This window comes from Alkalithermobacter thermoalcaliphilus JW-YL-7 = DSM 7308, assembly GCA_001584565.1.
GTDB classification, from domain to species: domain Bacteria; phylum Bacillota; class Clostridia; order Peptostreptococcales; family Peptostreptococcaceae; genus Alkalithermobacter; species Alkalithermobacter thermoalcaliphilus.
On record LSFY01000001.1, the window covers coordinates 176184 to 202057 of the forward strand.

General features: G+C 30.0%; 20 protein-coding genes, 1 pseudogene and 2 riboswitches. Of the genes and pseudogenes, 18 read left to right on the forward strand and 3 right to left on the reverse strand.

Annotated features, from left to right (window positions below):
• Positions 1–328: 328 nt before the first annotated feature.
• Positions 329–1003 carry a deoxynucleoside kinase gene (locus tag JWYL7_RS01115; protein WP_066067689.1) on the reverse strand — a complete coding sequence of 225 codons (675 nt, stop codon included), beginning with the start codon at positions 1001–1003 and terminating at the stop codon, positions 329–331.
• Positions 1003–1650: a deoxynucleoside kinase gene (locus tag JWYL7_RS01120; RefSeq protein ID WP_331721881.1), complete on the reverse strand. Its 648-nt coding sequence runs from the start codon at positions 1648–1650 to the stop codon at positions 1003–1005. Before JWYL7_RS01120 ends, JWYL7_RS01115 begins: the two co-directional genes overlap by 1 nt.
• Before the next feature lie 181 nt (positions 1651–1831).
• Between JWYL7_RS01120 and JWYL7_RS01125 the strand changes: the two genes are divergently transcribed.
• The 6 genes from JWYL7_RS01125 to groL all read left to right on the forward strand — a co-directional run bounded on the left by JWYL7_RS01125 (position 1832) and on the right by groL (position 7437).
• The gene (locus JWYL7_RS01125; protein ID WP_066067694.1) at positions 1832–2188 is read left to right on the forward strand and encodes a response regulator; all 357 of its coding nucleotides are present in this window, start codon (positions 1832–1834) and stop codon (positions 2186–2188) included.
• A 77-nt stretch (positions 2189–2265) separates the two neighbouring features.
• On the forward strand, positions 2266–2781 hold the full coding sequence (locus JWYL7_RS01130) for a GNAT family N-acetyltransferase (protein ID WP_066067697.1): 516 nt from the start codon (positions 2266–2268) through the stop codon (positions 2779–2781).
• 78 nt (positions 2782–2859) lie between these two features.
• Entirely contained in the window at positions 2860–3753 is an 894-nt protein-coding gene (locus JWYL7_RS01135; RefSeq protein WP_066067701.1) for a DNA-3-methyladenine glycosylase family protein, read from the forward strand.
• Complete coding sequence (gene cls / locus JWYL7_RS01140; protein WP_066067704.1) at positions 3750–5237, forward strand: cardiolipin synthase; 1488 nt, start codon at positions 3750–3752, stop codon at positions 5235–5237. The genes JWYL7_RS01135 and cls overlap by 4 nt, the downstream gene beginning before the upstream one ends.
• Positions 5238–5495: 258 nt before the next feature.
• Positions 5496–5780, forward strand: coding sequence for a co-chaperone GroES (gene groES, locus JWYL7_RS01145; RefSeq protein ID WP_066067707.1), 285 nt, complete (start codon positions 5496–5498; stop codon positions 5778–5780).
• Positions 5781–5811: 31 nt separating this feature from the next.
• The gene (gene groL, locus JWYL7_RS01150; RefSeq protein WP_066067709.1) at positions 5812–7437 is read left to right on the forward strand and encodes a chaperonin GroEL; all 1626 of its coding nucleotides are present in this window, start codon (positions 5812–5814) and stop codon (positions 7435–7437) included.
• A gap of 24 nt (positions 7438–7461) precedes the next feature.
• Here groL and rocF read toward each other — a convergent pair whose 3' ends face one another.
• Positions 7462–8361, reverse strand: coding sequence for an arginase (gene rocF / locus JWYL7_RS01155; protein ID WP_066067712.1), 900 nt, complete (start codon positions 8359–8361; stop codon positions 7462–7464).
• A 169-nt stretch (positions 8362–8530) separates the two neighbouring features.
• Between rocF and larB the strand changes: the two genes are divergently transcribed.
• From larB to JWYL7_RS01220, 12 genes and pseudogenes are all read left to right on the forward strand, one after another.
• Positions 8531–9271, forward strand: coding sequence for a nickel pincer cofactor biosynthesis protein LarB (gene larB / locus JWYL7_RS01160; RefSeq protein WP_066067715.1), 741 nt, complete (start codon positions 8531–8533; stop codon positions 9269–9271).
• 7 nt (positions 9272–9278) lie between these two features.
• A pseudogene (gene larC / locus JWYL7_RS10960) lies at positions 9279–10483 on the forward strand (nickel pincer cofactor biosynthesis protein LarC).
• Positions 10484–10551: 68 nt separating this feature from the next.
• A riboswitch (purine riboswitch) is annotated at positions 10552–10653 on the forward strand.
• Between the two features lie 141 nt (positions 10654–10794).
• A complete protein-coding gene (gene guaB, locus JWYL7_RS01175) occupies positions 10795–12258 on the forward strand; it encodes an IMP dehydrogenase (protein WP_066067727.1) in 1464 nt (487 codons plus the stop codon).
• 1 nt (position 12259) lies between these two features.
• Positions 12260–13795, forward strand: a complete 1536-nt coding sequence (gene guaA / locus JWYL7_RS01180) for a glutamine-hydrolyzing GMP synthase (RefSeq protein WP_066067730.1) — start codon at positions 12260–12262, stop codon at positions 13793–13795.
• A 118-nt stretch (positions 13796–13913) separates the two neighbouring features.
• Positions 13914–14015, forward strand: a riboswitch (purine riboswitch).
• A gap of 80 nt (positions 14016–14095) precedes the next feature.
• The gene (locus JWYL7_RS01185; protein WP_149683737.1) at positions 14096–15442 is read left to right on the forward strand and encodes an NCS2 family permease; all 1347 of its coding nucleotides are present in this window, start codon (positions 14096–14098) and stop codon (positions 15440–15442) included.
• A 69-nt stretch (positions 15443–15511) separates the two neighbouring features.
• On the forward strand, positions 15512–16207 hold the full coding sequence (purC, locus tag JWYL7_RS01190) for a phosphoribosylaminoimidazolesuccinocarboxamide synthase (protein WP_331721883.1): 696 nt from the start codon (positions 15512–15514) through the stop codon (positions 16205–16207).
• A gap of 11 nt (positions 16208–16218) precedes the next feature.
• Positions 16219–17130, forward strand: coding sequence for an amidophosphoribosyltransferase (locus tag JWYL7_RS01195; protein WP_331721884.1), 912 nt, complete (start codon positions 16219–16221; stop codon positions 17128–17130).
• A gap of 429 nt (positions 17131–17559) precedes the next feature.
• On the forward strand, positions 17560–18591 hold the full coding sequence (gene purM, locus JWYL7_RS01200; protein WP_066067735.1) for a phosphoribosylformylglycinamidine cyclo-ligase: 1032 nt from the start codon (positions 17560–17562) through the stop codon (positions 18589–18591).
• Positions 18585–19178, forward strand: a complete 594-nt coding sequence (gene purN / locus JWYL7_RS01205) for a phosphoribosylglycinamide formyltransferase (RefSeq protein ID WP_066067738.1) — start codon at positions 18585–18587, stop codon at positions 19176–19178. The genes purM and purN overlap by 7 nt, the downstream gene beginning before the upstream one ends.
• Positions 19171–20688 (forward strand): bifunctional phosphoribosylaminoimidazolecarboxamide formyltransferase/IMP cyclohydrolase, encoded by a 1518-nt coding sequence (purH, locus tag JWYL7_RS01210; RefSeq protein WP_066067741.1) that lies wholly within the window; start codon positions 19171–19173, stop codon positions 20686–20688. Before purN ends, purH begins: the two co-directional genes overlap by 8 nt.
• Before the next feature lie 10 nt (positions 20689–20698).
• Positions 20699–21961, forward strand: a complete 1263-nt coding sequence (gene purD / locus JWYL7_RS01215) for a phosphoribosylamine--glycine ligase (protein WP_066067743.1) — start codon at positions 20699–20701, stop codon at positions 21959–21961.
• An 18-nt stretch (positions 21962–21979) separates the two neighbouring features.
• Complete coding sequence (locus JWYL7_RS01220; protein WP_066067746.1) at positions 21980–25738, forward strand: phosphoribosylformylglycinamidine synthase; 3759 nt, start codon at positions 21980–21982, stop codon at positions 25736–25738.
• Positions 25739–25874 lie beyond the last annotated feature (136 nt).

Below are 25874 nucleotides of genomic sequence, written 5' to 3' on the forward strand. Positions count from 1 at the left end.
GATATTCTAATTTATACTACAAACAAGAAACGTTTTATCCATTAGGATCTGCCTCAGGTAAGCCGTTATGGAAAAAAGTCGTAAAATACTACTATGATAAAAACCTTATAATGCAATGCGGAGATACGCTATATTATAACTCAACCGTATTGTGTAAATATTAGTTGTTATATTTCTTGTAGATTTAATGTTGTATTCTTGCATTAGGTTTATTAAAATTTTATTCTTGTTTTAATATAAAAAGTGTGTACTCTCTTTCGGAGTAATGATTTTTTGAGGTCTTAATTATCATTACTTTTGAGTTTACACACTTTATTTTTTAGTGTTTTCAGATAGCTTTATTAAGTTTAAGTATATCTGAAACTTTATCAGCTATTATATCTAAATGATGAGGATTTTCTATAATATCAATTTCATCTATATTAACATAAAGAACAGGAGATTCTTTATAATTTTTTATCCACTTATCATATCTTCTATGAAGATTTTCCCAGTAATCTCTTGAAACTCTCTTTTCCATATCTCTTCCTCTTAAATTTATTCTATGTATTATAGAATCTATAGATCCAGTTAAATATATCATAAGATCAGGCCTTTTAAGATATGGAACCATATCGTAGAAAAGTTCAGAATAAGTTTCAAAATCTCTTTGAGACATTTTTCCGTTTTCGTAAAGAGATTTTGCAAATATCTCTACATCTTCATATATACTTCTATCTTGTATATTATCAAATCCATTTAAAGATATTTCTTTTTGCTGTTTGAATCTTTGAGCTAGAAAGTAAAGCTGAAGGTGAAAACCCCATTTTTCTTGATCAGTATAAAAATCATCTAAGTAAGGGTTTGTGTCTACTTTTTCAAAATGTGTCTTAAAATTTAATTTTTCCCCAAGCATTCTTGTAAGTGTAGACTTACCTGCCCCTACATTTCCTGCAACAGTTATAAAAAGATTTCCTTTATTTTCTGATTTAGTGTATTCAGGGTGAGTAACAAGATTTAACATTATTTTCCTCCTAATAATTCAATTTCGTTTTGTACTTTATTTATTATAAATTGTCTATCATTTTCATTATTTATAAAATCTAGATAGGTATTGTCTACTTTTATTATTCTAGGAGTTTTTTCGCCAAAGTAGTGCTTTATAGATCTTTCGTTAAAATAATACTCATATTCTTCTCTTAAGTTATCTATATAAGATCTATTCATCTGCCTTTCAAAACTTCTATCTCTAAGAGAAATTTTTTTCATTAGAGTATCTGTATCAGAGGTTAAATATATTATAATATCAGACTGAGGAAGACCACTTACGAATATATCGTAAACTTGTTTATATTTATAAAACTGTCTTTTGTTTAAAGTAAGTCCAGCAAATATTAAGTTTTTGATTATATTATAGTCGCTTACTACAATTTGTCCTTTTTTTAAAACCTTCTCTATATCTTCTAACTGTTTTACTCTATTAAAGAAAAAAAATGCTTCTGTTTGAAGAGCATACTCTTTTATATTTTTATAAAATTGAGATAAAAATGGATTTTCTTCTACTATCTCCATTAAACTTGTAGCATTAAAATGAGATGTTAATATATTAGTTAGTGTAGTTTTGCCTACACCTATAGGACCTTCTATTGATATGAATATACCTTTTTTCAAGTTGATCAGCTCCTAAAAGTATAATTACGTACAATAGTTTATCAGAAAAATAGAGTTAATTCTACAAAAAACTTAGTAAAGCTATCTTGTAAATATATACAAGACAGATAAAACATACATTGAAATTTTACAAGAATGATGGTAGAATATCAGTAGTAATAACTATGAAAGGCGGGAAACAATGAGAGTATTGATCGTAGATGACGCCACTTTTATGAGGAACTTTTTGATGGATAATATAAAAAAGCTAGGATACGAGGTTGTGGGGGAAGCTAGCAACGGAAAAGAAGCTATAGAAAAGTATATTCAGTTAAAGCCTGACTTAGTTACTATGGATATAACAATGCCTAAGATGAACGGAATAGAAGCTCTTAAAGAGATAAAGAAAATAAATAAAAATGCTAAGGTTATAATGATATCAGATATAGGTCAACACGATAAAATAATAGAATCAATAAAAAATGGTGCTACGGATTTTATAATAAAGCCTGTACATCCAGAGAGACTCAAGGATTCGTTGTCTAAAGTAGGAGCTTAGCTTCTACTAGAGGGATCTCCTATTTTTCACAAATAGGAGACCTTTTTGTTTTTAATTAATATTAAAGGAGTGATAAAATGATTATAAGAAGACTAGAAGAAAAAGAGTATAACTTAATAGAAAATATAGATTATTATTATGAAAGCGACAAAGAGTTTTTACTTACAAAATGGATAGAAAACAACAATATACACTTTACTTTAAAATTAAATGACTTAGAAAATAGATTCAAAAGAAACTTAAAATTACAAACGAAAGATAAATACTTAAAAGAAATACACATAAATGTAATAGAGCAAAAAGGTGAAATTATAGGATTTATACAATTAGGATTTGAGGAAAATTCTAATATGGCAGTTATTATGAATCTGTGGGTAAGAGAAGACAAAAGAAGAGATAAAGTAGGTAAAAAACTATTAAAATCTTCTAAAGGATATGCAAGATATGTAAATGCTAAAGGGGTATATGCAGAAATAGATTCTAAAAACTATCCTGCTATAAACTTTCTATTAAGTAATGACTTTAATATAACAGGTATAAATGAAGATATATTAAACAATCAAGTTCTTATAGGAATGACATTTGTATTTTAATAAAGATACTCTACCTAGCTTAAAATAATAAAATTTGGGTAAATTAAAACTAGTAGCTAGGTAGAAAGGATTGATTTTATGAAAATATATAATGATAAAAATAAAGTAATAATTGATGGTTTAAAAGATTTTGAACCAAAGCATATATTTGAATGTGGACAGTGTTTTAGATGGACTAAAGAAAATGATGATTCTTATACTATAGTTGCGTTTGGAAAAATACTTAATGTAAAAAAAGAAGAAAATACAATATATTTTAATAACACAAATATATATGACTTTGAAAATATATGGCACAATTATTTTGATTTAGACAGAGACTATTCAAGAATAAAGGAAATTTTAAGAAAGAAAGACAATTACCTTGATGAAGCTGTAAAGTTCGGATATGGAATAAGAATATTAAATCAGGATCCATGGGAAACAATAATATCTTTTATAATATCAGCAAACAACAGAATTCCTATGATAAAAAAAGCTATAGACAATTTATCTACATATTATGGAGAGGAAATAGGAGAGTTCAATGGTAAAAAATACTACTCATTTCCAACAATAGAAAAAATGAACTCACTTTCTGTTGAAGAAATTGAAAAAGCTTCAACAGGATATAGAGCTACATATATAAAGGATACTAGTTATATAGTATTTAGCAAACAAATTAACATATATAATCTAAAAAATGTAGATACAAATATGTGTAAAAGTCATCTTATGATGTTTCCAGGAGTAGGACCTAAAGTTGCCGATTGTATTATGCTCTTTTCAATGCAAAAGTATGATGTATTTCCGGTAGATGTTTGGGTACAAAGAGTTATGAAAGAGTTTTATTTAAATGAGGATATGAGCTTACCAAAAATAAGACAGTATGGAATAGAAAAATTTAAGGAATTATCAGGATTTGCTCAGCAGTATTTGTTTTACTATGCAAGAGAATTAGGAATAGGAACAAGTAGTAGGAGGAGATCATGAATTTATTTAACTCTTTCTTTGGGGCACTCGGGATAATATTTACAATATCAGTTATAGCTGTATCTATTATAATTTTTTTAGAAAATAGAGACCCTTCAAAAACTATAGCATGGCTTTTAGTACTTATATTATTTCCTATTATAGGATTTGTAATATATCTTTTATTTGGCCAAAACATAAGAAAAAAGAAAATATTCAAAACTCAAAAATTGTTAAATGAAATAGAATCATCTAATGCATTTAAGAGCATAAAAGAGTTTGAAAATTTAGTTTCAGTACAAAAAAGTGCAATAACAGACAATTTAATATTTGACGATGAAAACTCATTTACAAAAAAGAGGATAATGAATTTGCTACTAAACACAGGAAGATCTCCATTTACGTTAAACAACGAAATAAAAATCCTTACAAATGGACAAAACAAATTTACTGAACTTATAAATGACCTAAAATCAGCTAAAGATCATATACATATGGAATATTACATAATAAAAGATTCTCAAATAGGAAGACAAATAAAAGATGTACTTATACAAAAAGCTAAAGAAGGAGTAGAAATTAGAATTTTATATGATGATGTTGGTTCGTGGAGGTTATGGTTTAACAAAAACTTTTTTAATGAAATGAGAAAAGAAGGCATAAATATATATCCATTTTTACCATCTTTATTTCCGTTTCTAAACAAGAAAATAAACTATAGAAATCATAGAAAAATAGTAGTTATAGATGGAAAAATAGGATATATAGGAGGTATAAACATTGGAGATGAATATTTAGGAAAAGATAAAAAAATAGGTTTTTGGAGAGATACCCATATAAAAATACAAGGAGAAGCTGTATATATGATGCAGCTTACGTTTTTATTTGACTGGTATTTCTCTAGTAGAAAATTACTACTAGATAAAAAATATTTTCCAAAGCTTAGTTTTTGTGGAGAAAATATAGTTCAAGTAGTTTCTAGTGGGCCAGACTCAGACTGGGAAGCTATACATAAAGCATATTTTACTGCTATATGTCAGGCTAAAAAGAGAATATATATACAAACTCCATACTTTATACCTGATGAAAGTATTCTTATGGCATTAAAAACTGCGGCATTAAGTGGTGTAGATGTAAAAATTATGTTTCCTGCAAATCCAGATCATAAGGTAGTTTATTGGGCTTCTTTATCTTATTTTAGCGAAATACTAAAAGCAGGCGGAAAAGTATATCTATATGAAAATGGATTTTTACATTGCAAAACACTTATAATAGATGATGACATATCTTCTGTAGGAACTGCAAATATGGATCTTAGAAGTTTTATGTTAAATTTTGAAATAAATGCATTTATATATGATAGACAAGTAACTAGTGAGCTTTTAAGAGACTTTAACGAAGATATAAAAGAATGTAGAGAAATAACTTTAAATGAATATATGAATAGGCCTATAACTCAAAAGATAAAAGAATCTTCATCAAGGCTTTTATCACCTATATTATAAGAGCAAATTTTTGCTCTTTTTTTTGATAACACATAGGAAATTATGTACTTTTAGAATAAAACTATATTTATTTGGACACTATATAAAAGTATGTTTAGCTACATGAAAAATTTTAAAAAATATTAAAAAAATATCTTGCAAAAAATAAAAATATTGTATAATATATAATTGTAATTAGCACTCGGTAAAAATGAGTGCTAATAAATGAGATGAATACACTAAATTTTAAATATATAATATACATAAGGAGGGGTAAGAATGAAGATAAAGCCGTTAGCTGACAGAGTGGTTATTAAAAAACTAGAAGCAGAAGAAAAAACTAAAAGTGGAATAGTTTTACCAGGAAGTGCTAAAGAGCAACCTCAAATAGCAGAAGTAATTGAGGTAGGACCAGGTGGAATAGTTGAAGGAAAAGAAATAAAAATGGAAGTTAAAGTAGGAGATAGAGTAATATTCTCTAAATATGCAGGAACTGAAGTTAAGATAGATGGACAAGAATACACTATATTAAGACAAAATGATATTTTAGCGGTTGTAGAATAAATAAAAATATAAAACATAAGGAGGGGTTAAGATGGCTAAGGAAATTAGATTCTCTGAAGATGCAAGACGTGCTTTAGAAAATGGAGTTAACAAATTAGCTGATGCTGTAAAGGTTACTCTTGGACCAAAAGGAAGAAACGTTATATTAGATAAAAAATTCGGTTCTCCACTTATAACAAATGACGGTGTTACTATAGCTAAGGAGATAGAGCTTGAAGATAGATATGAAAATATGGGAGCTCAACTTGTTAAAGAAGTAGCTACTAAAACTAATGATGTAGCAGGAGATGGAACTACTACAGCTACAGTTTTAGCTCAAGCTATCATAAGAGAAGGATTAAAGAACGTAGCAGCTGGAGCTAATCCTATGTTACTTAGAAAAGGTATTCAAAAAGCTGTAGATGTTGCAGTTGATGAGTTAAAGAAAATATCAAGAACTGTTGAAAGCAAAGAAGCTATAGCTCAAGTTGCATCAATATCAGCAGCGGATGAGGAAGTAGGACAATTAATAGCAGATGCTATGGAAAAAGTAGGTAAAGACGGAGTTATAACTGTTGAAGAATCTAAATCAATGGGAACAGAGCTTGATACTGTTGAAGGTATGCAGTTTGATAGAGGATACCTTTCACCATATATGGTAACTGATGTTGAGAAAATGGAAGCTGTATTAAACGATCCATATATACTAATTACAGACAAGAAAATATCTAATATACAAGATATACTTCCAATACTTGAGCAAATAGTACAACAAGGAAGAAAATTACTTATCATAGCTGATGACGTAGAAGGAGAAGCTTTAGCAACACTTGTTGTTAACAAATTAAGAGGAACATTTGAAGTTGTTGCTGTTAAAGCTCCAGGATTTGGAGATAGAAGAAAAGAAATGCTTAAAGATATAGCTATCTTAACTGGTGGTCAAGTAATTTCTGAAGAATTAGGATATGACCTTAAAGAAGCAGATTTAAGCTTACTAGGTAGAGCTGAAACTGTTAAAGTTACAAAAGAAAATACTATAATAGTAGACGGAGCTGGAAATCCTCAAGATATTAAAGATAGAGTAAATCAAATTAAAAGACAAATCGAAGAAACTACTTCTGACTTTGACAAAGAAAAATTACAAGAAAGACTTGCAAAACTTGCAGGTGGTGTAGCTGTAATTAAAGTTGGAGCTGCAACAGAAACAGAATTAAAAGAAAGAAAATTAAGAATAGAAGACGCTCTAAATGCTACTAGAGCTGCAGTAGAAGAAGGTATAGTAGCTGGTGGAGGAACTGCACTTGTAAGTGTAATACCAGCAGTAGAATCTTTAATTGAAACTTTAGAAGGAGAAGTTAAAACTGGAGCTATGATAGTAAGAAAAGCTCTAGAAGAACCTTTAAAACAAATAGCAGCAAACTGTGGACTTGAAGGAGCTGTTATAGTAGAGAAAGTTAAAAACTCTGATCCAGAAATAGGATTTGATGCATTAAATGAAACTTATGTAAATATGATAGAAGCAGGTATAGTAGACCCAACTAAAGTTACAAGATCGGCTCTTCAAAATGCTGCATCAGTAGGTGGAGTATTCTTAACTACTGAAGCTGCTGTTGCAGATCTTCCAGAAAAAGAAGCTCCAATGCCAGGAGGAATGGGCGGCGGAATGCCAATGATGTAATAAAAGGAGACCATTGTGGTCTCCTTATTTTATGCATTCAAAAACTGAATCTAAAATTTCAATAGCTAAATTTAAAGTTTTATCATTTTCATCTAAAAGAGTATTAAGTTCAACAAAATCCATAGACTTTATCATACCAGTTTGAGCTAATTTTCTAAGAAGAAGTTTTGTCTCATCTACATTAAATCCATTGTTAACAGGAGTTCCAGTTCCAGGAACATAGCTTGAATCTATAAAGTCCATATCAAAGCTTAGGTGAATAGCATCTACATCACTTTCTTTAAGTTTGTCCAATATAAAGTCAACTAGATTTTCTATTCCGATTTTACGCATTTTTTCTGGAGAATATACATTTATATTCTTTTCTTTTATTAAATCGATTTCTCCAGAGTCTATATCTCTAGCTCCTAATATAAAAACGTTTTCAGGACGGACCTTAGTTTCCTTATAATATAAGTTTGTAAGATCCTCATGACCTATTCCCATAGACGCTCCAAGTGGCATACCGTGAACATTTCCACTAGGGCTTGTTTCATGAGTGTTAATATCTGCATGAGCATCTAACCATATAACAGCAATATTTTTAAATGCTTTACTAACTCCTGCAATGCTTCCTATACTTAAGCTATGGTCTCCACCTATTATAAGAGGAAAATCATTATTGTTTATCGAAATATTTACTAAATGAGCAAGGTTTGTATTAACTGTAACTATTGAATTAACATATTTCATATTTCTGTGATACAAAAATTTGCTATCAGAATCTGCACTAGGTACATGTATGTTTCCTAAGTCAAATACTTTATGATTATGTTTTTGTAAAATATCAATTAAATTATTCTCTCTAAGTTTATCTGGAGCATACTGAGGACCTTGTTTATCGCATCCATAAAACAAAGGAACTCCAATTATATTAATATTCATAAAATACACCTCCACCCTAACAAATAATAAAATTTTTATGTATAATTTATTTATATCATAATTTTAAGAAAATATCAAAAGAAGTTAATTTTTCAAATACTTTGTTTTGTTGAAAAAGCTAACTAGGTAGTGTAAAATCAAGTAAATGCTATATCATAGAGGTGATATCATGGATTTAAAAGAAATTCTTATTAGTGTAAAACAAGGACATTTAGATATAGATACTGCTTTATCTAAATTAAAAACTCTTCCTTTTGAAGATATAGGCTATGCAAAAGTAGACCATCATAGAAGTATAAGAAATGGGTATCCTGAGGTTATCTATGGAGAAGGAAAAACAGATGAGCAAATAGCTGGAATAATAGAAAAAATGATGGAAAAAGGAAGTAACATACTTGCTACTAGAATAAAAAAAGAAACATATGATTATCTAAAAAATATATATCCAAGTATACAATATGAAGAGCTTGCTAGAATTATAAAAATAGAGAATAAAAAAATTGAAAAAGTGGGAAAAGGAAAAATATTAGTACTTACTGGTGGTACTTGTGATATACCAGTTGCTGAAGAAGCTTACCATACAGCAGAGTTTTTAGGTAATGATGTGGAAAAAATTTACGATGTAGGTGTTGCTGGAATACATAGACTTTTTAATAATATGGACAAAATTATGTCTGCTAGAGTTATAATAGCAGTAGCTGGAATGGAAGGGGCACTGCCTAGTGTTGTAGGAGGACTTGTTGATGTTCCGGTTATAGCAGTTCCAACATCAGTTGGATATGGTGCTAATTTTAAAGGATTATCTTCACTTTTAACTATGTTAAATAGCTGTGCATCAGGAATATCAGTTGTAAATATAGATAACGGATTTGGAGCGGGTTATCTTGCGAGTATGATAAATAAACTTTAGGAGGGGTATTATGGAAAAAATATTATATTTTCAATGTAGTTCAGGGATTTCTGGAGATATGACGCTTGGAGCACTTTTAGATCTTGGTATTGATAAAGATGAATTTTTGCGTGAGCTTTCAAAATTAAATATTAATGATGAATATGAAATAGTTATAACATCCAAAAAAGAAAGTGGAATACAAGGAACTGACGTAAATGTAGTATTAAAGCACAATCATAATCACGATGATCACCATCATCATAGGCATTTAAATGACATATATAAAATTATAGATAGCTCAGATATAAGTGATAATGCTAAGAATATAGCAAAAGATATATTTATGAATGTTGCAATAGGAGAAGCGAAGGTACATGGTACTACAATAGATAAAGTGCATTTTCATGAAGTTGGGGCTACAGATTCGATAGTAGATATAGTTGGATGTGCAATACTTATAGATATGATAAAACCAGATAAAATATATTCATCTGTTATCCCTTTAGGAAGTGGATTTGTAAAGTGTGATCATGGAATTATGCCTGTTCCAGCACCTGCTACTTTAGAAATATTAAGAGGAATGAATGTTAAACTAAATAGCATAAAAGGGGAAATTACAACTCCAACAGGAGCTGCTATACTAAAGACTTTAGTAGATGAATTTATAGATGAGATTGATTTTGAAATAGATTCAGTAGGGTATGGAATGGGAAAAAGAAAACTTGAAATTCCAAATATGTTAAGAGTTATAAAAGGTATAAAAAAAAAGAAAATATAGTCTATGAAGTTGAAGCTAATATAGATGATATGAATGGTGAAATATTTTCATATTTATATGAAAAACTATTTGAAATAGGAGCTTTAGATGTATATACCCAGAGTATATATATGAAAAAAAATAGACCTGCCGTAAAACTTTCAGTTTTATGCATAGAAAAAGATTTAAACAATATATGCACAGAAATATTAAAACAAACTACTACGTTTGGAGTAAGGTACAAAAAGCTTAGTAGGATGGTCCTTGAAAGAAGAAACATAAAAGTTAAATCAAAATTTGGTAATATATTTATCAAAGTAGCATACTATGATGGTAGGATACTAAAATATACACCAGAATATGAACAGTGCAAAGAAATAAGCAAAAATTTTAATATACCCATAAGAGTAGTATACGATGAAATAAATCATGAAATAAGTAAGTATATAAAAACGTTATCTAAAGGCGATTAACGCAATATCCTACAATTTTTTTATATTACTGTTGACAAGTAGAAAAGCTTTTGATAAATTTAATAACATAAATTTTAAAATTATTCGCTCATATAACTTCGGTAATATGGTCCGAAAGTCTCTACCGAGAAACCGTAAATTTCTCGACTATGGGTGAAATTATTGTTATAGGTATATATTAATAGACGAGTTTGTAGGCTGATATAGTATCCCTATGAGTTTGTCTAAAGGTATTTATGAGAACCTATATGATGATTTCACACATTGGAGTCATCATATAGGTTCTTTTATCATATACGGGGGTGATAACTATGGAAAAAATATTAAAAGAAGGACTAACTTTTGATGATGTGCTTTTAATTCCTCAAAAATCAGAAGTTCTTCCTAAAGATGTAGATACTTCAACATTTTTGACAAAAACTATAAAACTTAATATACCTCTTATGAGTGCTGGAATGGACACTGTAACAGAGTCAAAAATGGCAATAGCGATGGCTAGAGAAGGCGGAATAGGAATAATTCATAAAAATATGTCTATAGAAAGTCAGTGTTTAGAGGTTGATAAAGTAAAAAGAAGCCAACATGGAGTTATAATAGATCCTTTTTATCTTACTAAAGATCACACAATAGCTGATGCAGATGAGCTTATGGGTAGATATAAAATCTCAGGAGTTCCAATAGTTGATGAAAATAAAAGATTGATCGGAATAATAACAAATAGAGATATAAGGTTTGAAGATGATTTTAGTAAAGCAGTAGAGCAAGTTATGACTAAAGAAAACTTGATTGTAGCAAAGGAAGGTATAACTTTAGATGAAGCTCAGAAGATACTAAAATCAAATAAAATAGAAAAACTTCCTATAGTTGATGAGAATATGGTCTTAAAAGGACTTATAACTATAAAAGATATAGAAAAGAAAATACAATATCCAAATTCAGCTAAAGACTCTAGAGGAAGGCTTTTGTGTGGTGCAGCTGTTGGAATAACATCAGATATGATGGATAGAGTAGATGAACTTGTAAAGGTAAGCGTAGATGTTGTAGTACTAGACACAGCTCATGGACATTCAAAAGGGGTAATAGAAGGAGTTAAGACTATAAAAAGAAAATATCCAAACTTACAAGTTATAGCTGGAAATGTAGCTACATATGAGGCTACTAAAGAGTTAATAAAAGTAGGAGCAGATTGTATAAAGGTAGGGATAGGTCCAGGATCTATATGTACAACTAGAGTTGTAGCTGGAGTTGGAGTTCCTCAAATAACTGCTATAATGGATTGTTTTAAGGCAGGTAAAGAGTGTTCGGTTCCTATAATAGCTGATGGAGGAATAAAATACTCTGGTGATATTGTAAAAGCTATAGCTGCTGGTGGATCTGTAGTTATGCTTGGATCTTTACTTGCTGGTACAGAGGAAAGTCCAGGAGAGAGAATTATATATAAGGGTAGAGCATTTAAAGCATATAGAGGTATGGGATCGATTGGTGCCATGGAAAAAGGATCGAAAGATAGGTATTTCCAATCTGACTCTAAAAAGCTAGTGCCAGAAGGTGTAGAGGGTATGGTTCCTTACAAAGGATCTGTATCAGATATAGTTTATCAATTAGTAGGTGGCTTAAGAGCTGGTATGGGATATTGTGGAGCGAAAAATATAGAAGATTTAATAGAAAATGGAAAGTTTGTGAAAATAACAGGAGCAGGACTTAAAGAAAGTCACCCTCACGATATAACTATAACTAAAGAAGCACCTAACTATAGTGTGCAGGAGGTAAACTAATATGGATAAAGAGTTAGTACTTGTAATAGATTTTGGTGGTCAATATAACCAGCTTATAGCTAGAAGAGTGAGAGAGTGTAATGTATATTGTGAAGTTATTCCTAATAGCTACTCGATAGATGAGATAAAAAATAAAAATCCAAAAGGAATAATATTCACAGGAGGGCCTTCTAGTGTATATGAAGAAAATGCCCCTACTATTTCTAAAGAAATATTTGAACTTGGCATACCTGTTTTAGGTATTTGTTATGGAGCACAACTTACGGCACATCTTTTAGGAGGTAGTGTTAAAAAAGGGGATAAAAGAGAGTACGGAAAAACAAAAATACATTATAAAGACAGTATGCTGTTTTATGGAATTGAAAAAGAAAATATATGTTGGATGAGTCATACAGATGCCATATATGAGATTCCTGAAGGATTTGAAATAACAGCATATACAGATGATTGTCCTATAGCTGCTATGGAAAACAAAGAAAAAAATTTATATGCAGTTCAATTCCATCCAGAAGTAGAACATACAAATGATGGATTTAAAGTTATAGAAAATTTCCTAGTTAATATTTGTAACCTAAAAGGAACTTGGACAACTAAATCGTTTATAGATGAATCTATAGAATATATAAGAAAAAAAGTAGGAGATAAAAAAGTTTTATGTGCACTAAGTGGTGGAGTAGATTCATCAGTTGCTGCAGTTTTAGTTCATAAGGCTATAGGAGATAATCTAACTTGTATGTTCGTGGATCATGGATTACTTAGGAAAAATGAAGGAGATGAAGTTGAAAGTATATTTAAAGATACTTTTAACATGAATCTTATAAGAATTAATGCTAAAGATAGATTCTTAGACAGATTAAAGGGTGTAGTAGATCCAGAACAAAAAAGAAAAATAATAGGAGAAGAGTTTATAAGAGTATTTGAAGAAGAATCTAAAAAGATAGGAAAGATAGATTATTTAGTCCAAGGAACTATATATCCAGATGTTATAGAAAGTGGTGGAGATAAAGGAACTGCTAGTGTTATAAAAAGCCACCACAATGTAGGAGGACTTCCAGAGGATATTGATTTTGAAATAATAGAACCTCTTAGAAAGTTATTTAAAGATGAAGTTAGAAAAGTAGGATTAGAACTTGGAATACCTAAAGACTTAATATTTAGGCATCCATTCCCAGGTCCTGGACTTGGAATTAGAGTTTTAGGAGAAGTTACAGATGAAAAATTAGAAATACTAAAAGAAGCAGATTATATATATAGACAAGAGCTTAAAAAAGCTGGTTTAGACAAAGAAATATGGCAGGCGTTTGCTGTTTTACCAGATGTTAAGACAGTTGGAGTAATGGGTGATGAAAGGACTTACTCTTATCTTATAGGGCTTAGAGCTATTTCAAGTAGTGATGGTATGACAGGTGATTGGTATAGAATCCCTTATGATGTATTAGAGAAAATATCTATAAGAATAGTTAATGAGGTTCCAAATGTGAACAGAGTTGTATATGACATTACTAGTAAGCCGCCTAGTACTATAGAATGGGAATAATTTTTGAAAAAATATAATTAAAATAAGAACTATATCGAACTATTCGAGAAAAAAATACAAAAAAATTCATAAAAAGTATTGACTATTAGTTATAAATAATTTAAAATAAACTTGTAAAGCTAATAAGAATACTTTTCCTCATATAATCCCGGTAATATGGTCTGGGAGTCTCTACAGGAAAGCCGTAAACTTTCCTACTATGAGCTGAAGTTTCCTTTTCTTCTCACCTTTTGCTAGTTAGGACTTCGCTCTTAACTAGCATTTTTTTTCAGAAAATAAATACAAAAAGGAGGTTTTAAAATGGAACTTACATCAAAAGTAGCTAAGACAAAAGAATCTAAAAATATTTTAGATAGAGTCTTTAAACTTACAGAAAATAATACTACAGTAAAAACTGAAGTTTTAGCCGGTATAACTACGTTTATGACTATGGCCTATATACTAGTTGTAAACCCTCTAATACTAGGAGATGCAGGAATGGATAGAGGAGCCGTATTTATGGCAACTGCTTTATCAGCTGCATTAGCAACTTTTGTGATGGCGTTTTTAGCAAATTATCCTTTTGCACTAGCTCCAGGAATGGGACTTAATGCATTCTTTGCGTATGGAGTAGTTCTAGGAATGGGATATAGCTGGCAATTTGCCTTAACAGCTGTTTTTATAGAAGGACTAATATTTATATTACTTACATTCTTTAATGTTCGTGAAAAAATAATAAATGCTATTCCAACTGTACTAAAAAATGCAGTTAGTGCAGGTATAGGCTTATTTATAGCTTTTATAGGACTTGTTAATATAAACTTAATACAACAAGGTGGAGCTATAATAACACTTGGTCACATCCAAAGTCCTCTTATAGTACTTTCATTATGTGGATTACTTTTAACATCAGTTTTATTCGCAAGAAAAGTAAAAGGTGCCTTCCTAATAGGTATGATATTAACATCTGTTGCAGGAATGGCAATAGGACTTGTTCCATCTCCAGGAAAAATAATAGACATACCACCTTCAATATCTCCAATATTCATGGCATTTACAGATGTTCCAAAAAGTCAAATATTTAGCATAGATATGTTAATAGTAGTGTTTACATTATTATTTGTAGATTTATTTGATACAATAGGATGTTTAGTAGGAGTAGCAAGTAAAGCAGATATGTTAGATAGTGAAGGAAAGCTTCCAAAGGCAAAACAAGCTTTATTTGCAGATGCTATAGGAACTACAGCAGGAGCAATGTTTGGAACTTCAACAGTAACGACATTTGTAGAAAGTGCAGCAGGTATAGCTGAGGGAGGAAGAACAGGACTTACAGCATTTACTACAGGAGTATTATTCTTAATATCAACATTATTTGCACCAGTATTTACTTCAATACCAGCAGAAGCTACAGCTCCAGTTTTAATATTAGTAGGAGTTATGATGGCATCATCAATGCTAAAGATTGATTTTAACGATCTAACAGAAGCAATACCTGCATTTTTAACTATAATACTTATGCCACTGACATATAGTATAGCGGAAGGATTAGTATTTGGTATAGTTTCGTATGCTTCAATTAAGCTTCTTACAGGAAAAGGAAAAGTAGTTGAGCCATCTTTATATGTTCTAGCTATACTGTTTATAGTCAAGTATGCTTTTGCAGGTTAAACTTAATAAAAACCCCAAAATACTTAGGGGCTTTTTTTGTACCCATTATAGATAAAAGGAGTGAGTAAAGTGGAGCTTTTATATGAAGGAAAGGCAAAGAAAGTATTCAAAACAGACAATGAAAATGAATATATAGTTTATTTTAAAGATGATGCAACAGCTTTTAACGGAGAAAAAAAAGCTGTAGTCTATGAAAAGGGAATATTAAACAACAAGATATCGTCTGAAATATTTAAAATGCTTCACCAAAAAGGAATAAACAACCATTTTATAAAAAGGATATCGGATAGAGAAATGCTTGTTAAAAAAGTAGATATAATTCCACTTGAAGTTATAGTAAGAAATATAGCAGCAGGATCTATATGTAAGAGATTAGGAATAAAGGAAGGTAAAGAATTTAAAAAAAGCATTATAGAATTTTCATATAAAAATGATGAATACAAGGATCCACTTATAAATGAAGATCACATAATAGCACTAGAGATTATAACAGAAGATGAAATACAAATAATAAAAAACTATGCCGCAAAAATAAATGAAATACTAAAAGAATTTTTCATAGGACTAAATATAGTACTTGTAGATTTTAAATTAGAGTTTGGAAAATATGGCCTAGATATAATACTTGCAGATGAAATTTCTCCAGATACATGTAGACTATGGGATAAAGATAGCATGCAAAAACTAGATAAAGATAGATTTAGACAAGATTTAGGTCAAGTTATACAAGCATACAAGCAAGTTCTCGAAAGAATAGAGAAATAGGGGGATTTTCAATGTGCGGGATTATAGGAGTTTTTTCAAAAAATGATGTAGTAAAAGATATTTATTATGGACTTTATACACTTCAGCACAGAGGACAAGAAAGCTGTGGAATAGCAGTATCTGATAAAGATATAAATTACTATAAGGGTATGGGGCTTGTAACAGAAGTTTTTAAGGAAGAAAACTTGAGCAAGCTAAAAGGAAATATAGGAATAGGTCACGTTAGATACTCAACATCAGGTGAAAGCTGTATACAAAATAGTCAACCTTTAGTTGGCACATGCAGAGGGGAAAAAATAGCATTAGCTCACAATGGAAATCTTATAAATAGTGATGTTTTAAGAAAAGAAATGGAAAGTGAAGGATTTGCTTTTCAAACAAATATAGATTCTGAAGTTATACTTTATCTGATAGCAAAATACTACGAAACAGACATAGTAAAGAGCATAAAAACTGTTATGAACCATATAAAAGGAGCTTATTCTTTGGTAGTTATGACTAAAGATAAGTTAATTGCAGTAAGAGATTCACATGGGTTTAGGCCACTGTCATTAGGAAAAAAGGAAGATAGCTATATATTATCATCAGAAAGTTCATCCATAGATATATTAGGAGGAAAATTTATAAGAGATATAAAACCAGGGGAAATATTGGTTATAGATAACGAAGGTGAAAGGTCGTACAAGTTTGAAAATCAAGACAAAAAAAGTTTATGTATATTTGAACACATATATTTTGCAAGAAATGATGCTTATATAGATGGAATAAATATTTATAACTTTAGAGTAAGATGTGGAGAAATATTAGCTAAGGAGTCTTTTGTAGATGCAGATGTAGTCATTCCTGTTCCTGATTCAGGATGGGCTGGGGCTATTGGATATTCATCTCAAAGCAAGATACCATTCATGGAAGGATTAGTTTAAAATAGATATGTAGGTAGAACATTTATAAAACCAACTCAAACTGAAAGAGAAATAGGAGTTAAATTAAAGTTAAATCCACTAAAAGAAGTTGTAAGTGGAAAATCTGTAGTTTTAGTAGATGATTCGATAGTAAGGGGAACAACATCTAAACGACTAATACAATCTTTAAAAAAAGCAGGAGCAAAACAAGTTCATCTAAGGATTACTTCACCTCCTGTTAAGTATCCTTGTTATTTTGGGATAGATACTCCTAGGAGAAGTCAGTTAATAGCCTCTAGTAATTCTGTTGAAAAAATATGTGAAATAATAAATGCAGACTCATTAAGTTTTCTTTCAACACAGGGTTTATTACAGGCAGCAAATTCAGATGAATTCTGTATGGCTTGTTTTGAAGGAAACTATCCTATACATCCATAAGGGGGAGTTGAAATGGAAAATATAACTTATAAATCTTCTGGAGTAGACATAGATGAAGGAAATAAAGCTGTATCTCTTATAAAAGAGAAAGTAAGAAAAACTTATGACAAGAATGTTTTAGGGGATATAGGAAACTTTGGAGGGCTATATACCTTAAGAGAGTTTTTAGGAATGAAAGAACCTGTTTTAGTTTCTTCTACAGATGGAGTTGGAACTAAACTAAAAATAGCTCAAATGATGGGTATACACAATACAATAGGAATAGATCTTGTAGCTATGTGTGTAAATGATATTATATGCCAAGGAGCAAAACCTTTATTTTTCTTAGATTATATAGCAACTGGAAAATTAGATGCCAATAAGGTTGATGATATAGTTTCTTCAATAGCAAATGGTTGTAAGATTGCAGGTTGTTCTTTAATAGGAGGAGAAACAGCAGAAATGCCAGGCATGTATTCAGAAGATGAATATGATTTAGCAGGTTTTGCAGTAGGTATATGCGATAAAGAAAATATAATAGATGGATCAAGTGTAAAAGAAGATGATGTAATAATTGGCATAGCTTCTTCAGGAATTCATAGCAATGGATACTCTTTAGTAAGAAAAATATTTATAGATCACTTAAAGTGGAATCTTAATGATTATATACCACGATTAGGCCAGACATTAGGACAGGCTCTTTTAAGACCTACAAAAATATATGTAAATCTTATAAATAATTTATTACTTAATTATAAAATAAAAGCAATAGCCCATATAACTGGAGGAGGAATTATAGAAAACATACCTAGAGTTATACCTGAAGGCCTTTCTTGTCAGATATACAAAAATTCTTGGGAAAGAGTAGATATATTTTCTTTAATAGAAAGTTTAAATTTAATACAGGAAGATGAGCTTTATAGAAGTTTTAATATGGGAATAGGTTTAGCTATAGTTGTTGATAAAAACTATGCAAAAGAAATATTAGACTATATAAATACGATGGAAAAAGCATTTATAATTGGAAAAATAGTAAAAGGAGAAAAAGGAGTTATATTATGTTAAATATAGCTGTTTTGATATCAGGAAATGGGACTAATTTACAGAGCCTGATAGACGCAGTAAATTTAGGACAGATAAACGGTCAAATAAATATAGTAATTTCAAACAAAGAAAATGCTTACGGACTAGACAGAGCAAAAAAGAATAATATAAAGGCTCTTTATGAAGAAAATGAAGAAATTATATTAGATATATTGAAAAAAGAAAATATAGACCTTGTTGTTCTTGCTGGATACTTAAAAAAAGTTGGTGAAAAATTTGTTAGAGAATTTGAAAATAAAATAATAAATGTGCATCCATCTTTGATACCTGCATTTTGTGGAAAGGGATATTATTCAGACAATGTTCACAAGGCTGTTATAGATTATGGAGTTAAAATAACAGGAGCAACAGTTCATTTTGTAGATGAAAAGCTAGATAATGGACCTATAATAATGCAAAGATGTGTAAATGTCTGCCAAAACGATACAGTAGAAACACTGAAAAATAAAGTTTTGCAGGTTGAACATGAAATATTAGTAGAATCTGTTAGGCTTTACTGTCTTGGAAAGATAAAAATACAAGGAAGGAAAGTGATTATAGATGAGTAAAAGAGCATTAATAAGTGTAACAAACAAAGATGGAATAGCTCAATTTGCTAAGGAGCTTTCAGAGTTAGGATACGAAATAATATCAACTGGAAATACATATAAAGCTTTAAAAGAAGCTAAAGTAGATACTATTTTAATAGAAGAAGTTACAAAGTTTCCAGAGATATTAGATGGGAGAGTTAAAACTTTAAATCCATATATACACGGAGGAATACTATTTAAAAGAGATAATGAAAAACATATTGATACCGTAAAAGAACTTGATATAAAGAGTATAGATATAGTTGTAGTAAATTTATATAACTTTAAGGAAGTTGTAGCTTGCAATAAAAGTCATGAAGAAATAATCGAAAATATAGATATAGGTGGACCTAGTATGATAAGGTCTGCAGCTAAGAACTACAAAGATGTACTTGTAGTTGTAGATCCTAGTGATTATAGCGATTTAATAACTAAATTAAAAGAAAACAAAATTACTATGGAGGATAGACTTAACCTTGCATCTAAAGCATTTTCTGTTACAGCTCACTATGAAAACCTAATTTCAAGTTATTTTGTAAATCTTACCGATTGTGAATATCCAAAGTATCTAAATATTACATTTGAGAAAGAGATAGATTTAAGATATGGAGAAAATCCTCATCAAAGCGCATGCCTTTATAAAAATCCTTTAGAAAATACAATACAGATGGAAAAAATAAGCGGAAAAGAATTATCTTTCAACAACATAAATGATATTTATGCAGCTATTGATATACTAAGGGAATTCAAAGATGAAATCGTAAGTGTAGCTATAAAACATACAAATCCATGTGCAGTAGCAGTTGGGAAAAACGGTCTTGACGCTTTTGATAAATGCTTAAAAGCAGATGAAGTATCTATATTTGGAGGTATTGTAGGAATTAATTCAACTGTAGATGAAAATCTAGCAAATGCTTTAAATAGTATATTCCTTGAAGTTGTTTTAGCTTACGATTACACAGAAAAAGCATTAGAAATTCTGACGAAAAAGAAAAATTTAAGAATATTAAAGATAAGTAATTTAGATAAAAGCAGTAAATATGATCTAAAATACGTGGATAGTAAATTACTTATTCAGCAAAGAAATAATCTTTTATACGAAGATATGGAAGTTGTAACAGATAAATTACCTACAGAAAGTCAAATAAGCGATATGAAATTTGGACTAAAGGTAGTAAAGCATATGAAATCTAATGCAGTAGCTATAGTAAAAGATGGACAAACACTAGCATTAGGACCTGGTCAAACTTCAAGAATATGGGCACTTGTAAATGCTATAAGTAATAATAAAGATAAAGATTTAAAAGATGCAGTTTTAGTATCAGATGCATTCTTCCCGTTTGATGATTGTGTAAAACTAGCTCAAGCACATGGTATAAGTGCAATAGTTCAACCTGGAGGGTCTATAAATGATAAAGATTCAATAAATGCTTGTAATCAATTAGGTATATCTATGGTATTTAGTAAGATAAGACACTTTAAACACTAGGAGTGATTTTATGAAAGTTTTAATAATTGGAAGTGGAGGAAGGGAACACGCTATAGCGTTTAAGTTTAGTAAAGATAAAAGAGTAAGCAAAATATACTGTGCTCCAGGAAATGCAGGAACAGCCAAAATAGCTGAAAATGTAGATATAGCCTTTGACGATATAAAGTTGCTTTTAGATTTTGCAAAGAGCAATAATATAGATCTTACTATAGTAGGTCCTGAAAAACCTTTAGTAATGGGAATAGTAGATGAGTTTCAAAAGCATAACTTAAAGATATTTGGTCCAAATAAATACTCAGCAAATCTTGAAGGAAGCAAGGCTTTTGCAAAAGAATTTATGATAAGAAATAATATACCAACGGCAAGATACAAAGAGTTTGAAAGTATAGATGAAGCTAAATTAAATGTAGATATATATGGATATCCAGTAGTTATAAAAGCTGATGGATTGGCAAATGGAAAAGGAGTAATAATAGCAAAAGATAGACAAAATGCTTTGGAAAGTATTGATAAGATAATGCTAAATAAAGAATTTGGAAAAGCTGGAGATAAAATTATAATAGAAGAATTTTTAGAAGGTATAGAAACATCTATATTAGCATTTGTAGATGGAAAGACAATAGTTCCAATGGAAAGTGCACAGGATTATAAAAGGGCATTTGACAATGATAAGGGAGAAAATACAGGAGGTATGGGGGCATACTCTCCAAGCTTGATATATAACAGTAAAATTCAAGATCAAATAAAAACTCAAATACTAGATAAAATAATAGATGGATTTAATAAAGAAAATATCGACTATAAAGGGATATTATTTATAGGAATAATAGTAACTAAAGATGGACCTAAAGTTTTAGAGTTTAATGTTAGATTTGGTGATCCTGAAACTCAGGTTTTACTTCCTAGATTAAATACAAGCCTTATAGATATAATAGAAAGTATTTTGGATTCTAAGTTAGATAAGATAAATATAGATTGGATAAAAAGTCCTTGTGTATCAGTAGTTTTAGCATCTAAAGGTTATCCTAAAAGTTATGAAATAGATAAGAAAATATATGGGCTTTTAGATATAGATAAAGACATCATAGTGTTTCATAGTGGTACAAAGACTGATGGCAAAGATATATTCACAAATGGTGGAAGAGTTCTTTGTGTAACATCTATTGGAAAAGATATAAAAGAAGCTAGAGATAAAGTATATGAAAATATAAAAAAGATAGATTTTGAAGGAAAGTTTTTTAGAACTGATATAGGTAAAGTAATTTCACTTTAGAATAAAGGGGAAATTGGTATGGAAAATATTAAAAGAGTATTTGTAGAGAAAAAAAGTGGGTTCAATGTTGAGGCTATGAACTTACTAAAAGATCTAAAAGAAAACTTGAAAATAAATAATTTAGAAAACGTAAGAATTATAAATAGATATGATATTTCAGGAATTACTGATGATATATATCAAAGAGCGTGTAAAACTATTTTTTCTGAACCGCCAGTAGATAATGTATATCACGAAGAAATAAAGTTAGATAGTGATGAAATACAGTTTGGAATACAATATTTGCCAGGTCAATACGATCAAAGGGCAGATTGGGCAAGTCAATGTATTCAAATACTTACTCAAGGAAAGAAAGTCACTGTAGTAACTGCTAAAATCATAGTTTTAAAAGGTAAGATAACAGATTCTGATCTAGAAAAAATAAAAAAATATTGCATAAATCCAATAGATTCTAAAGAAGCATATTTAGGAAAATATGAATCTTTAGATATTCAGTTACAAGACCCAGATCCAGTAGCTATTTTAGAAGGATTTATAGATTTAGATGATAAACAGCTTATAAAATTTTTAGATGAAAATGAACTTAGTATGACTTTAGAGGATATAAAGTTTTGCCAAGAATACTTCAAAAATATACAAAAGAGAAATCCTACTATAACTGAAATCAAGGTAATAGATACTTATTGGTCAGATCACTGCAGACATACAACTTTCTTAACTAATATAAACAATATAAAAATACAAGAAGGTAAATTTTCAAAAGCAATACAAAAAGCTTATGACAACTACCTAGATGTTAGAAAATTTGTCTATGAGGGAAAAGATAAGGATATATCTCTGATGGATATAGCTACAATAGGAATGAAGGAACTTAAGAAAAAAGGTTTATTAGATGATCTTGATGAATCAGAAGAAGTTAATGCTTGTAGTATAAAAGTAAGTGTAGATGTAGATGGAAAAAATGAAGACTGGCTAGTTATGTTTAAAAATGAAACACACAATCATCCTACAGAAATAGAACCTTTTGGTGGAGCTGCAACTTGTATAGGTGGAGCTATAAGAGATCCTTTATCAGGAAGAAGTTATGTATATCAAGCTATGCGTATAACAGGGAGTGCAGATCCTAGAAAAAGCATAGAAGATACAATAAAAGGAAAACTTCCTCAAAGAAAGATAACAACAGAAGCAGCAGCAGGGTATAGTTCTTATGGAAATCAAATAGGTCTTGCTACAGGATATGTATGTGAGGTTTATGATGAAGATTTTGTTGCAAAGAGGATGGAAGTTGGGGCCGTTATAGCAGCTGCACCTTTAGAAAATGTTGTAAGAAAAAGACCAAAACCAGGAGATGTTATTATTTTAGTTGGAGGAAGAACAGGAAGAGATGGATGTGGTGGAGCTACTGGATCATCTAAAGAACACAATGAAAATTCAATAATTACATGTTCAGCACAAGTTCAAAAAGGAAATGCTCCAACAGAAAGAAAATTACAAAGATTATTCAAAAATCCAAATGCAAGCAGGCTAATAAAAAAATGTAATGATTTTGGTGCAGGAGGAGTATGTGTTGCAATAGGCGAGCTTTGTGATGGAGTAGATATAAATTTAGATTTAGTACCTAAAAAGTATGAAGGGTTAGATGGAACTGAAATAGCTATATCAGAATCTCAAGAACGTATGGCAGTAGTTGTTGATAAAGAAGATGCAAAAGAATTTATAAAATATGCTAATGATGAAAATCTAGAGGCAACAGTAGTTGCGTTTGTTACAGATAAAAATAGATTAACAATGACATTTAAAGACCAAAAGATAGTAGATATAGATAGAGACTTTTTAAATACAAACGGAGTAAAACAAAACACAGATGCTGTTATAAAGTGTGTAGATGAGGAAAAAACTTATTTTGATATAAATTTAGACCTTGATATAAAAAGTGAATGGCTAGAAAAACTAAAAGACCTAAATGTATGTTCTCAAAAAGGACTTGTAGAAAGGTTTGATAGCACTATAGGAAGCTCAACGGTACTTATGCCTTTTGGAGGAAAATATAAAAATACTCCAATAGAAGGTATGGTTGCAAAGATACCTGTTTTATCTAAGGATACAAATACAGCGACTATAATGGCTCACGGGTATAATCCAAAACTGTCTAAATGGAGTCCGTTTCACGGAGGGATATACTCTATAATAGAGGCAGTTACAAAAGTAGTTGCAATGGGAGGAGATTACAAAAGTATAAGACTTTCACTTCAAGAATACTTTGAAAAATTAGGAAAGGATCCAATAAGATGGGGAAAACCGCTTAGTGCACTTTTAGGAGCTCTTTTAGTTCAAACAAAGCTGCAAATACCTGCTATAGGCGGAAAAGACAGTATGTCTGGAAGCTTTAAAGATTTAGATGTTCCTCCAACAGTTGTTGCTTTTGCTGTTAGTACGGTTAATGCAAATCATGTTATATCTCCTGAGTTTAAAGGTATAGGAAATAATGTAGTGCTAGTATTTGCACCTAAAGATGAATATTTTATACCTAAGTTTGATATTCTAAAGAAAAATTTTGAAAAAATAAATTATCTAATAAAAAATGGATATGTACTTTCGTCTCATACAGTAAAACATGGAGGAATATGTGAAGCTATTAGTAAAATGAGCTTTGGAAATGAAATAGGAATAAAATTTAATGAAAATGTAACAAAAGAAGAATTGTTTAATCCAAATTATGGATCTATAATACTTGAAATAGATAAATCTATAAATGTAGATGATATATTAAAAGGTGCACGATATAAAGTAATAGGAACTACACAAAGTGAGAAATCTATAGACATAAATGGTATAAAGATAGATATAAAAGATGCTTTAAAATCATTTAGTCAGCCTCTTGAGAGTGTATTTCCAACTGATACGGAAAAAATAAATGAAAACATAGAGCCGATTTCATATCATAGCTTGAAAAGGTCAAAATCTAGTATAAAAATAGCAAGGCCTAAGGTTTTTATACCAGTATTTCCAGGAACTAATTGTGAATATGATACTATGAAAGCTTTTGAAAAAGCAGGAGCTAAGGTAGATGTAAGGGTATTTAAGAATTTAACCCGTGAAGATATCCAAAACTCTCTAGATGAAATAGTTGAAGGAATAAATAGTTCTCAGATATTAATGTTATCAGGTGGATTTAGTGCAGGAGATGAACCAGAAGGATCAGGAAAATTTATAGCAACAGTATTTAGAAATCCTAAAGTAAAAGAAGCTGTAATGAATTTTATAAAAAATAAAGATGGATTGATACTTGGAATATGTAACGGATTTCAAGCTCTTATAAAGCTTGGCTTACTTCCTTATGGTGAGATAATAGATATCAACGAAAATTGTCCAACTTTAACATATAACAAAATCGGAAGACATGTATCTACAGTTGTGAATACTAAAATAGTATCAAATATATCTCCTTGGTTTAACAATGTAAAAGTAGGAGATGTTCATTCAATAGTAGTATCTCATGGAGAAGGAAGATTTATAGCAAGTGAAGATATTATGAAAATGCTTATTAAAAATGGTCAGATAGCAACACAGTATGTAGATGAAAATAAAAATCCTACTTACGATATTAAATATAACCCTAATGGATCGTTATATGCAGTTGAAGGAATTACAAGTTCAGATGGAAGAATATTAGGTAAGATGGGCCATTCTGAAAGAGTTGGATCTAATGTTATAAAAAACATCATAGGAGAAAAAGATCAAAAGATATTCCAAGCAGGAGTAGATTACTTTAGTTAAGCAGGAAAGCTAATAGCTTTCCTGCTTAAATTTTGGAAAAGTTCAGATAAATTTATAGTAGATATTGAAAAAATATGTCGCATCTGCTAGGATTATGTAGGAAGCAAAGTATAAGCTAAAGTTTGAAGAATATAGT